This is a genomic window from Prevotella sp. TF12-30, from assembly GCF_003436715.1.
Taxonomy (GTDB): Bacteria; Bacteroidota; Bacteroidia; order Bacteroidales; family Bacteroidaceae; genus Prevotella; species Prevotella copri_A.
Genome location: NZ_QSQJ01000005.1, coordinates 60,706 through 72,811 on the forward strand (window position 1 = coordinate 60,706; position 12,106 = coordinate 72,811).

At 47.3% G+C, this 12,106-nt stretch carries 10 protein-coding genes and 2 tRNA genes; 8 read left to right on the forward strand and 4 right to left on the reverse strand.

The features are described 5' to 3' along the window. Positions 1-58 precede the first annotated feature (58 nt). From infB to DXD25_RS03520, 7 genes are all read left to right on the forward strand, one after another. On the forward strand, positions 59-2,953 hold the full coding sequence (gene infB, locus DXD25_RS03490) for a translation initiation factor IF-2 (protein ID WP_117661811.1): 2,895 nt from the start codon (positions 59-61) through the stop codon (positions 2,951-2,953). A 91-nt stretch (positions 2,954-3,044) separates the two neighbouring features. Further along, positions 3,045-4,496 carry a Fe-S cluster assembly protein SufB gene (sufB, locus tag DXD25_RS03495; RefSeq protein ID WP_117661812.1) on the forward strand — a complete coding sequence of 484 codons (1,452 nt, stop codon included), beginning with the start codon at positions 3,045-3,047 and terminating at the stop codon, positions 4,494-4,496. A 49-nt stretch (positions 4,497-4,545) separates the two neighbouring features. After that, positions 4,546-5,313, forward strand: coding sequence for a hypothetical protein (locus DXD25_RS03500; RefSeq protein ID WP_117661813.1), 768 nt, complete (start codon positions 4,546-4,548; stop codon positions 5,311-5,313). A 23-nt stretch (positions 5,314-5,336) separates the two neighbouring features. Then, positions 5,337-6,092 carry a Fe-S cluster assembly ATPase SufC gene (sufC, locus tag DXD25_RS03505; protein WP_022120772.1) on the forward strand — a complete coding sequence of 252 codons (756 nt, stop codon included), beginning with the start codon at positions 5,337-5,339 and terminating at the stop codon, positions 6,090-6,092. 14 nt (positions 6,093-6,106) lie between these two features. Then, the gene (gene sufD / locus DXD25_RS03510; protein WP_117661847.1) at positions 6,107-7,450 is read left to right on the forward strand and encodes a Fe-S cluster assembly protein SufD; all 1,344 of its coding nucleotides are present in this window, start codon (positions 6,107-6,109) and stop codon (positions 7,448-7,450) included. 36 nt (positions 7,451-7,486) lie between these two features. Continuing rightward, positions 7,487-8,701, forward strand: coding sequence for an aminotransferase class V-fold PLP-dependent enzyme (locus DXD25_RS03515; protein ID WP_117661814.1), 1,215 nt, complete (start codon positions 7,487-7,489; stop codon positions 8,699-8,701). A 60-nt stretch (positions 8,702-8,761) separates the two neighbouring features. Further along, entirely contained in the window at positions 8,762-9,370 is a 609-nt protein-coding gene (locus DXD25_RS03520) for a ribonuclease HII (RefSeq protein ID WP_117661815.1), read from the forward strand. A 155-nt stretch (positions 9,371-9,525) separates the two neighbouring features. Here the strand turns inward: DXD25_RS03520 and DXD25_RS03525 are convergent. Continuing rightward, a tRNA-Leu gene (locus tag DXD25_RS03525) sits at positions 9,526-9,607 on the reverse strand. Positions 9,608-9,657: 50 nt separating this feature from the next. Continuing rightward, a tRNA-Leu gene (locus DXD25_RS03530) sits at positions 9,658-9,739 on the reverse strand. Positions 9,740-9,950: 211 nt separating this feature from the next. Here DXD25_RS03530 and DXD25_RS03535 point away from each other — a divergent pair. Continuing rightward, positions 9,951-11,042 (forward strand): mannose-1-phosphate guanylyltransferase, encoded by a 1,092-nt coding sequence (locus tag DXD25_RS03535; protein ID WP_117661848.1) that lies wholly within the window; start codon positions 9,951-9,953, stop codon positions 11,040-11,042. 43 nt (positions 11,043-11,085) lie between these two features. On the opposite strand, the gene DXD25_RS03540 is transcribed toward DXD25_RS03535, so the two are convergent. Both DXD25_RS03540 and greA read right to left on the reverse strand, forming a co-directional pair. Next, positions 11,086-11,487 carry an HIT family protein gene (locus DXD25_RS03540; protein ID WP_117661816.1) on the reverse strand — a complete coding sequence of 134 codons (402 nt, stop codon included), beginning with the start codon at positions 11,485-11,487 and terminating at the stop codon, positions 11,086-11,088. 110 nt (positions 11,488-11,597) lie between these two features. After that, positions 11,598-12,065 (reverse strand): transcription elongation factor GreA, encoded by a 468-nt coding sequence (gene greA, locus DXD25_RS03545; RefSeq protein WP_117661817.1) that lies wholly within the window; start codon positions 12,063-12,065, stop codon positions 11,598-11,600. Positions 12,066-12,106 lie beyond the last annotated feature (41 nt).

The window sequence follows — 12,106 nt, forward strand, 5'->3', positions numbered from 1 at the left end:
CTAGCTGGCGAGTGCTTGCAGGGAATCTAACTTTAAAAATAGGAGAATAAAATAATTTATGAGCATCAGATTAAATAAAGCACTACGTGAATTGAATATAGGACTTCAGACGGCAGTTGAATTCCTAGAAAAAAGAAAGGACCTGGGAGAGGTCAAGGCCGAACCGAGCTTCAAACTCAGCGACCAGCAATACAAGGCATTGAACGATGCTTTCAGTCAAGATAAGGAGGTTCGTGATCAGGCCGAGAAACTCATCACCAAGAAGGCCAAGGATAAGAAGCGTGCGCCTGAGCAGAAGGACCATCGTGCCGAAAGCTTATTGGAGTCGAGCAACCAGCAGCAGTATAAGCCGTTGGGTAAGATTGACCTGAATAGCATCGGAAAGGGTAAGTCTGCAGAGTCTGCTGCTAAAAAGTCGGAGGCACCGAAGCATGAGACTGCTGCCGTCAGTCCTGCGCCAGTGAAAGAAGCTCATCGTAATGAGCCAAAACATGACCAGAGATCTAACCATGGATCTCACCAAAAACAAGAGATGAAACAAGAGAATCAGCAAAAGTCACAGCAGCCAAAGATGAACGACTTTAAGGGTCAGAAGAATGCTGCACAAGGTAACAAGAATGTAGAGGCTCAGCAGCAGAATGCTGAGCAGAAGACTGCTGACAACAGCCAGCCTTCTAGCGTGTTCACATTGAAGAGTGAGAAGAAATATACTTCAAATGAACCTAAGGTGTTGGGTAAGATTGATCTTTCTTCTCTCAATCAGAGCACTCGTCCTAAGAAGAAGTCTAAGGAGGAGCGCCGCAAGGAGCGTGAGGAGAAGTTGGCGCAGCAGCACAATGATCGCAAGAAGCGTGTTCGTATCAACAAGGAGCGTGTTGACATCAATGCCGAGGCTAAGAACAACAGTGCCGATGGTAATGGCCAGAATAAGGGCAACAATGGTGGCAACAACAAGAAGAATAGAAACAAGAATAGAAATAATAATAATAACAATAATAACAACCGCGGCAATAACAATAACAACCGCGGCAACCAGCGCCAGATTGAGGTGGACGACGAGGCTGTAGCACGCCAGGTAAAGGAGACTCTCGCTCGCTTGACCAGCAAGAGCCAGAACAAGAAGGGTGCTAAGTATCGTAAGGAGAAGCGTGAGGCTGTTCAGGAGAAGTTGCAGGATCAGGCTCGTCAGGAGCAGAAGGAAAGCAAGACTCTGAAGCTTACTGAGTTCGTTACCGTTAGCGAGTTGGCTACGATGATGGATATCAGCGTTACTCAGGTTATCTCTACCCTGATGGGTGTAGGTATCATGGTATCTATCAACCAGCGTCTGGATGCTGAAACCATCAACATGGTGGCTGAGGAGTTCGGTTTCAAGACCGAATACGTGAGTGCCGAGGTTCAGGAGGCAGTGAGCGAGGAAGAGGATGATGAGAACGACTTGGTTCCACGTGCTCCAATCGTAACCGTGATGGGTCACGTTGACCACGGTAAGACCTCTTTGCTCGACTATATCCGCAATACCAATGTGATTGCCGGTGAGGCGGGTGGTATTACCCAGCATATCGGTGCTTACAGTGTGACTCTGAACAGCGGTCGCAAGGTAACCTTCCTGGATACTCCAGGTCACGAGGCGTTTACCGCCATGCGTGCCCGTGGTGCCCAGGCTACCGATATCGCCATCATCATCATCGCAGCCGATGACTCCGTGATGCCTACTACCAAGGAGGCTATCGCCCATGCACAGGCTGCCGGTGTGCCAATGGTATTCGCGATCAACAAGATTGATAAGCCAGGTGCTAACCCAGACCGTATCCGTGAGGACTTGGCTAACATGAACCTGCTCGTTGAGGAGTGGGGTGGTAAGTATCAGTGCCAGGAAATCAGTGCCAAGAAGGGTATCGGTGTTCACGATCTGCTCGACAAGGTGCTCCTCGAGGCTGATATGCTCGACTTGAAGGCTAACCCTAACCGTCGTGCAACAGGTACCATCATCGAGTCTTCTCTCGACAAGGGTCGTGGATATGTTTCTACCGTATTGGTTGCCAACGGTACCTTGAAGGTAGGCGATATTGTTCTCGCAGGTACTTCTTGGGGTCGTGTCAAGGCGATGTTCAATGAGCGTAATGCCAATATCAAGTCGGCTGCTCCTGCAGAGCCAGCTATCATCCTCGGTTTGAATGGTGCGCCTACAGCAGGTGACCAGTTCCACGTAATCGAGACAGAGCAGGAGGCTCGTGAAATTGCCAACAAGCGTGAGCAGTTGCAGCGTGAACAGGGCTTGCGTACTCAGAAGCGTTTGACCTTGGGTGATATCTCTCACCGTATCGCACGTGGTGAGTTCCACGAGTTGAACGTCATCGTAAAGGGTGATACCGATGGTTCTGTTGAGGCATTGAGCGACTCATTCATCAAGCTTTCTACCGAGAAGGTTCAGGTGAACGTAGTCAACAAGGCTGTAGGTCAGATTTCAGAAAACGACGTGATGCTGGCATCTGCTTCAGATGCAGTCATCGTTGGTTTCCAGGTTCGTCCATCTGCCGATGCTCGCAAGGCTGCCGACCGTGAGGGTGTTGAAATCAACACTTACTCTATCATCTACGATGCTATCGACGATATCAAGAGTGCGATGGTAGGTATGCTCGACAAGGTGAAGAAGGAAATCGTTACCGGTCAGGTTGAGGTGAAGCAGACCTTCAAGATTTCCAAGGTGGGTACTATTGCCGGTGGTCTCGTTACCGAGGGTAAGGTACACGCTAAGGATAAGGCTCGCGTCATCCGTGACGGTATCGTGATCCGTACTGCTGAAATCGGTGCCTTGAAGCGTTACAAGGACGATGTCAAGGAGGTGGTTACCGGTATGGAATGCGGTTTGAGCCTCGTCAACTACAACGATATTCAGGAAGGCGACGTTATTGAGACCTTCACTGAGATCGAGGTAGAGCAGAAATTGTAATATAGCATATATTATATAATAAGGTAGGGATGAGCCCTTGGTGGCTTATCCCTATTTAGGGTTAAAATAACGAAAGGTTATTCTAAATAAAATGGCAGAAATAGAGAAAGAACAGAATCAGGTTGTCAAGGACGTGATAGACCAGAAATATGAGTATGGTTTTACCACCGATGTACATACTGAAATCATAGAAAAGGGTCTCAACGAGGATGTTGTGCGCCTGATCTCGCAGAAGAAGGGAGAGCCAGACTGGATGCTCGAATTTCGTCTGAAAGCCTACAATTACTGGAAGACGCTCAAGGAGCCAAAGTGGGGACACGTTCACGTGCCACCAGTTGACTACCAGGAGATTTCATACTATGCCGATCCTTTGGCAAAGAAGCCAAAGAACAAGGAGATAGACCCAGAGTTGGAGAAGACATTCGATAAGCTCGGTATTCCTCTGGAGGAGCGCTTGGCATTGAGCGGTACCGCCGTAGATGCCATCATGGACTCTGTGTCGGTGAAGACTACCTTCAAGGAGAAACTCCGTGAGAAGGGCGTCATCTTCTGCAGTATCGGCGAGGCGGTGAAGGAGCATCCTGATTTGGTAAGAGAGTATCTGGGAACTGTAGTTCCTTATCGTGATAACTTCTATGCAGCCTTGAACAGTTGCGTATTCAGCGATGGCTCATTCGTTTATATTCCTAAGGGCGTACGCTGTCCGATGGAGTTGAGCAGTTACTTCCGCATCAATGCCCGTAACACCGGTCAGTTTGAGCGTACATTGATCATCGCCGATGATGATGCCTACGTTTCTTACCTGGAGGGATGTACAGCGCCAATGCGTGATGAGAACCAGCTTCATGCGGCTATCGTAGAGATTATTGTCAAGGACAATGCTGAGGTGAAGTACTCTACCGTTCAGAACTGGTATCCTGGTGATGAACATGGTAAGGGTGGCGTGCTGAATCTGGTAACCAAGCGAGGCGACTTGCGTGGTGTGAACTCTAAGTTGAGCTGGACTCAGGTAGAGACAGGTTCTGCGATTACCTGGAAGTATCCTTCCTGCATCTTGCGTGGCGACAATTCTGTGGCAGAGTTCTACAGTGTGGCTGTTACCAACAACTATCAGGAGGCTGATACCGGTACCAAGATGATTCACATGGGTAAGAACACCAAGAGTACCATCATCTCTAAGGGTATCTCGGCAGGTCATAGCCAGAACTCCTATCGAGGTCTGGTTCGTGCTACATCCAATGCCGACAATGCCCGCAACTACAGTTCCTGCGACTCCTTGTTGCTGGGCAGTGATTGTGGAGCGCATACCTTCCCATATATGGATGCCCATAACGACACAGCCGTGTTCGAACATGAAGCAACTACCTCGAAGATTTCAGAAGACCAGCTCTTCTATTGTAATCAGCGAGGCATTCCTACCGAGGAGGCTGTCGGCCTGATTGTAAACGGCTATGCCAAGGATGTGCTCAACAAGTTGCCTATGGAGTTTGCCGTAGAGGCACAGAAACTCCTGAGTGTTTCACTCGAAGGAACCGTAGGATAAGCGATAGTTTCTATTGGCTATTACGAAACAAATTTTGAGGTGACGTCTTATGAGAAAGATAATGCTTTTATGCTTACTGATGGCAGGTATGTCTGTTGTAGGACAGACTACCTATAAACGATCTAAGTATAAGGATGATGATGTCGAAAGAGTATGGGCGATAGATGCTCATATTGGTGGAGGCTTTTATCAGAATGCACATCATACGGGTGCGGAAGTACCAAAGTACCATTTCGGTTCTACCCAGAATATAGGAATGTTGACTAAGTTTCATGCGGAATATTATTTGCCCAATACGAATTTTAGTTTAAAGGCAGGTTATGAGCATGAAGAAGTTACCTTTTTGAAGGGGGAGGCTGCTTATGACATAAATCAGCTGATGTTAGGCGGAAGATGGTATGTTGCTCCTACGGATTGGTGGGTTCAACCTTATGTGGGGCTCGATATGCTTTGTGCTTTTGATGCAGAGCATTCAGCTTTCTCTACGTCTGCTTCTATCACGACTGGTTCAATGGGAACGAAGACGTATGAATACGAAGGATATGGTAATATAAGATTACCACGTTTCAGTGCAGGACCTGTGGTTGGAGCGGATTTCTATTTGTTTTCTAATATTGCAGTACAAGTAGAATACAGCTATCGTCTTGGTTTCGACTCGCACTATCGGGCTACTTACATGGAAAAAGGAAGTTCGAATACGTCGTATAATCATGGACAACTGCATCGCCATGCAGTATCGGTAGGTTTAAAGATTAATTTTCCATTTACTTTTACTGCTAATGACAGAAGAAGTTTGTGGGATGGCTTGTTTGAATAATTATAGATACACAAATATAAAATATGTTAGAGGTTAAGAATCTGCATGCTACTATTGCAGGCAAAGAAATATTGAAAGGTATCAACCTGACTATCAACGATGGTGAGATACATGCTATCATGGGACCTAACGGTTCCGGTAAGTCAACCTTGAGCGCTGTGCTCACAGGTAACCCTCTCTATACAGTAACCGAGGGTGAGGCTATCTTCAACGGCAAGAACCTCCTGGATATGAAGCCTGAGGATCGTGCCCGTGAGGGATTGTTCCTCTCTTTCCAGTATCCAGTGGAGATTCCTGGTGTATCCATGACCAACTTCATGCGTGCGGCAATCAATGCCAAGCGTGAGTATCAGGGTTTGGAGCCATTGAACACCAGCGAATTCATGAAGCTGATGCGCGAGAAGCGTGAGTTGGTGGAACTGGACAGCAAGTTGGCTCGCCGTTCTGTAAACGAAGGCTTCTCTGGTGGTGAGAAGAAGCGCAACGAGATTTTCCAGATGGCAATGTTGGAGCCAAAGCTCTCTATCCTCGATGAAACCGACTCTGGTCTCGACGTGGATGCGATGCGTATCGTGGCTGACGGTGTAAACAAGATGCATACCGACAAGACTTCTGCCATCGTCATTACTCACTATGAGCGTCTGCTCGATATGATTAAGCCAAGTGTGGTTCACGTTCTCTATAAGGGTAGAATCGTGAAGACTGCCGGTCCTGAACTTGCCAAGGAGATTGAGGCTCGTGGCTACGACTGGATCAAGGCTGAAGTAGATGAGAAATAATTAGGAGGATGGCTATGCTTTCAGAAAAACAATATTTAGACTTGTATCAGTCTTCTTCGAGAATGATCAAGAAGAACAGTGCTGAGGTGCTCAATGCGGTGCGCGATGCAGCATTCGAGGACTTCCGTCGCCTGGGCTTTCCTTCCCGTAAGGTAGAAAGATACAAGTACACAGATATGAGCGCCATCTTCGAGCCAGACTATGGCTTGAACTTGAATCGCCTGGAAATCCCTGTAGATCCATACGAGGCTTTCCGTTGCGATGTGCCTAACCTGAGTACTTCGCTCTACTTCGTGGTGAACGATGCTTTCTATAGCAAGGCATTGCCAAAGGTAGAGTTGCCAGAGGGTGTTATCGTGGACTCTTTGAACAAGATTGCTGCAGAAAACCCTGAATTCATCGAGAAATACTACGCTAAGATTGCCAAAACCGATGAAGATGGCATCACGGCATTGAATACATTCCTGGCACAGGATGGCTTGCTGATTTATGTTCCAAAGAACGTGAAGGTGGAGCGTACCATTCAGGTCATCAATATTCTCCGTTCGGCTGTAGATTTGATGGTGAACCGCCGTGTGCTCATCGTGATGGAACAGGGCGCTGAGGCTAAGTTCCTCTTCTGCGATCATGCTGCCGATGATAAGAACTTCCTCGCAACCCAGGTTATCGAGGCTTATGTTGGCGAGAATGCCAGTCTCGACCTCTATTGTCTGGAGGAGACTCATTACAAGAACCGTCGTGTCAGCAACGTTTATATCGAGCAGCAGGCTAACAGCCGTGTAAACCATAACGTCATCACCCTTCATAACGGTATCACCCGCAACCGCCTCGACCTCGTATTCAAGGGCGAGGGAGCCGAGTGCTTCTGTAATGGTTGTGTGATTGCCGACAAGAACCAGGTGGTTGACAACAATACGCTTATCGATCATCAGGTGGGTCATTGTACCAGCAACGAACTTTATAAGTATGTACTCGATGGTGAGGCACGTGGCGCTTTTGCCGGCAGAGTGCTGGTTCGTCATGGTGCCCAGAAGACCACTTCGCAGGAAACTAACCAGAACCTCTGTGCTACGAAGACTGCCCGCATGTTCACCCAGCCGATGCTGGAGATTTATGCCGACGATGTGAAGTGTGCACACGGTAGTACTGTAGGTCAGCTCAACGATGCGGCATTGTTCTATATGCAGCAGCGTGGTGTGAGCCGTGAGGAGGCTAAGTTGCTCCTTCAGTTTGCATTTATCAACGAAGTCATCGACAAGATGGAGCTGGAGCCATTGCGTGACCGCCTGCATCATCTCGTAGAGAAGCGATTCCGTGGAGAACTCAATAAGTGCGAGGGTTGCAAGCTTTGCAAGTAGATAATATCCTTTTAAAGGAGTTAAGTTCTTAAAAATATGTATGATATCAATCAAGTAAGAGCAGATTTCCCGATTTTATCGAGAATGGTATACGATAAGCCATTGGTGTATCTGGATAATGCGGCAACCACGCAGAAGCCATTGTGTGTGCTCGATGCCATGCGCGACGAGTATCTCAACGTAAATGCCAATGTGCATCGTGGCGTTCACTATCTCTCTCAGCAGGCTACCGACCTTCATGAGGCAGCCCGCGAAACCGTGCGCAAGTTTATCAATGCGCCTAAGGTTGAGGAAGTCATCTTTACCCGCGGTACTACCGAGAGTCTGAATCTCGTGGTTTCATCGTTCAGCGATGCCTTTATGAGCGAGGGCGATGAGGTGATTATCTCTACCATGGAGCATCACTCCAATATCGTGCCTTGGCAGTTGCAGGCTGCCAAGAAGGGAATTGCCATCCGTGTAATCCCAATCAACGATAAAGGTGAGATTAACCTCGATGAATTCGCCAATTTATTTACCGAACGTACCAAAATCGTGAGCATTGCCCAGGTGAGCAACGTGCTCGGTACGGTGAATCCGGTGAAGGAGATGATTAAGATTGCCCATGAGCACGGTGTGCCTGTGATGGTAGATGGAGCTCAGAGTACTCCTCATTTCGCAGTGGATGTGCAGGATATGGATTGCGATTTCTTCGCTTTCAGCGGTCATAAGATTTATGGTCCTACCGGTATCGGCGTACTTTACGGCAAGGAAGAGTGGCTCGAGAAGTTGCCTCCATACCAGGGAGGTGGCGAAATGATCGAGAGTGTAAGCTTCGAGAAGACCACTTTCGAGAAGTTGCCTTTCAAGTTCGAGGCTGGTACTCCGGATTATGTAGCTACCCATGGTCTGGCAAAAGCCATCGATTATGTCTCTGCACTCGGTATGGACAACATCGCCAAGCACGAGCAGGAACTCACCCGTTACTGCATGGAACAGATGAGAACCATCGATGGAATCAGACTTTTTGGTGAGCAGGAAGGCAAGGACGCCGTAGTGAGCTTCTTGGTTGGTGATATTCATCACATGGATATGGGAACCTTGCTCGACCGCCTGGGCATCGCCGTTCGTACAGGCCATCACTGTGCACAGCCTTTGATGGACCGCTATGGCATTCTGGGAACCGTTCGTGCAAGCTTCGCCTTGTACAACACCAAGGAAGAGGTTGATGCGCTTATAGCAGGCGTAAAACGCGTTTCACAGATGTTCTAGGCAGGACAATGCTCCGTTCATCTTCTTAACTCCAATATATCTTCTTAAGTAGATAGGAATATGTTAGAAAGTCATTATTATAAGGATATGATTGAGGCGGGCTGCGATGAGGCGGGCAGAGGTTGTCTAGCTGGTAGCGTCTATGCTGCAGCAGTGATTCTTCCTCCCGATTATCAGAACCCTGACCTCAATGATAGCAAAAAGCTGACAGACAAGAAACGCAAGGCACTCCGTGAACAGATAGAGCGGGATGCTGTGGCTTGGGCTGTGGGCATTGTTACTCCCGAAGAAATCGATCAGATCAATATTCTGAATGCGAGTTTCTTGGCGATGCATCGTGCCTTGGACCAGCTGAAGGTACGTCCTGAGGCGGTGATTGTGGATGGTAATCGTTTCAAGCCTTATAAGGACCTGCCTTATACTACGATTGTAAAAGGCGATGGAAAGTATCTCTCGATAGCTGCGGCAAGCATCCTTGCCAAGACTTATCGTGATGACTATATGGATGCGCTTGCAGAGGAATATCCACAGTACGACTGGAAGGGTAACAAGGGTTATCCTACCAAGAAGCATCGTGCTGCCATCAGGGAGTTTGGCATTACGCCTTATCATCGCAAGAGCTACAATCTTCTAGGCACAGGTGAACTCTCACTCGATTTTAAAGACTAGGCATCATAGCTGCAGTGCTATGATTTCCATATAAAAAAGCCGCTCAACAGATTTGCCTGTTGAGCGGCTTTTAATTTTGATTAGAAGTCGAGGGTGATGCCCTTTTCCTAATCAGGCAAAAAAAAGAGCCGCAAGTAAAAACTTGCAGCTCCTTGTACCCAGACCCGGGATCGAACCGGGATGGGTTGCCCCACTGGTGTTTGAGACCAGCGCGTCTACCGATTCCGCCATCTGGGCGATGGTGTTTGCAAAGGAAAGAGCCGCAAGTAAAAACTTGCAGCTCCTTGTACCCAGACCCGGGATCGAACCGGGATGGGTTGCCCCACTGGTGTTTGAGACCAGCGCGTCTACCGATTCCGCCATCTGGGCGATTGCGGGTGCAAAGGTACAAATAAAAATTGAAATAGCAAACTTTTTGGTGATTTTTTTTCTGAAAAAACAATTCCAAGGGCGAAAAAAGCTAAAAATGTGTTTTATTTCTCCTATTCTTTATTAAATTCTTAGAAAAGATTTGGCTTTCTCGCAGATAATGAGTAATTTTACACTTGAATTTAGTAACTTATAAAAAATGAACTATAATATGACACTTAATGATAATAATAATTATTGTGTGATTCTCGCAGGTGGAAAAGGTCGAAGACTTTGGCCATGCAGTCGGAGCAGTCATCCAAAACAGTTCATTGACTTCTTTGGAGTCGGACGTACCCAATTGCAGCAGACATTCGATCGCATGGCAAAGATAGTACCTGCCGACCATATTTATATCAATACCAACGAGGAATATGTAGATTTAGTGAAAGAGCAGTTGCCAGAGGTACCTGCCGACCGCATTATGGCTGAGCCTATTCATCGCAATACGGCTCCAAGTATGGCTTGGGCTAACCATCGCATCTCCATGCTGAACCCTGATGCGTGCATCATCAATACTCCTTCCGATCAGGCCATCTTCAATGAAGAGGCTTTCCGCAAGAATGTATTGGAGGGCTTGGCGTTTGTTGCAGCTAACGACCGTTTCCTGACGATGGCGGTCAAGCCTACCCGTCCAGAACCGGGTTATGGTTATATCCAGATGGGCGATGTGGTAGAAGAGGATATCTATGCCGTACAGTCGTTTACGGAGAAACCTGAGCGTGATTTCGCCAAGATCTTTGTTGAGAGTGGCGAGTTCTATTGGAATACAGGTATCTTCCTGAGTAATGTCAAGCATCTTCGTGAGTGCTTCTGCAAGATTCTGCCTCCTGTGCTTCGTGAGTATGACAAGAAATATCCGGAGTTCAGCATAGAGACGGAGAATGCCTATATGAAGGAGACCTTCTCTTCTTACCCTAATATCTCGGTAGATTTTGGCGTATTGGACAAGCCATCCAATGCCTGCATGATGAAATGCGACTTCGGATGGGCTGACCTGGGTACCTGGCACAGTATCTATGAGGCGATGCAGAAGAGCGAGGATGACAATGTGGTGATAGACAGCGACGTCTTCATCGAGGATTGCCATAATACGGTGGTGAAGATGCCGAAGGGCAAGCTTGCCGTACTCAATGGTCTTGATGGCTTTATCGTTGCCGAGAAAGACAATGTGCTCCTGGTATGCAAGAAGGAAGATTCTTCTGCCCTTATTCGCAAGTATGTGAATGAGATACAGATGAAGAAGGGCGATGAATACGTATAGGATAGAAAAAGAGCAGCGAATCTTCGCTGCTCTTTTTTATTGCTTATAACTTCTGGAATTCTGTATAAATCTTGTTGGCGATTTCCTTGAACTCCTCTTCAGAGAGCTTGAGGTGCTCCTTGCGGAAGTTCACGTCAGCCTCGCTGTTCATAGGAATGAGATGGATGTGAGCGTGAGGAACTTCCAGACCCAAAACCACCTGAGCCACCTTCTTGCATGGGAAGGCTGTCTTGATAGCCTTGGCTACTTTCTTGGCGAATACTTCAAACTCAGCCAGGTCTGCATCCTCCATATCGAAGATGTAGTCCACCTCCTTGCGAGGAATCACCAAAGTATGACCTTTGCCGATAGGGCTAATGTCGAGGAAAGCATAGAACTTGTCGCTTTCTGCACACTTGTAGCTAGGAATCTCTCCCGCTGCAATCTTTGAAAAAATGCTTGCCATAATCTCTATTTCTGTTTAAAATGAATAATATGTCTTGATGGGCTTACATATAACATAAAAGGAACCGTCATACGGGCATCACTGTCCGTATGATAGTTCCTTTATTCTTTTCATTCAAATGAAATCTTGTCGATGCGAAGATTGATGGTTCCGCGAGGAATCTTGATCTCTGCAATTTCACCAACCTTCTTGTTGAGCAATCCCTGTGCGATAGGGGTCTTGATGGAAATCTTGCCTTCCTTCAGGTTAGCCTCGCTCTCGCTCACGATGGTATAGGTCATCTTTGCCTTGTTAGCCATGTTGGTCATCTCTACCTTCGACATGATCTGCACGCTGTCGGTGCTAAGCTGCTTGGTGTCGATGATTTTAGCCTCGGCAATGGTGAGCTTCAGACGATTGATCTTATCTTCTAGATGAGCCTGAGCCTCTTTAGCGGCATCATACTCAGAGTTCTCACTTAAATCACCCTTATCGCGGGCTTCAGCAATTGCGGCTGATGCCTTAGGGCGCTCTACAGTTACGAGCTGTTTCAGCTCAGCTACGAGATTGTCGTAGCCTTCTTGTGACATGTAAGCCATAATTTTCTTTTTGTTTATTGTTATTAATTAAGTTGGCAGGA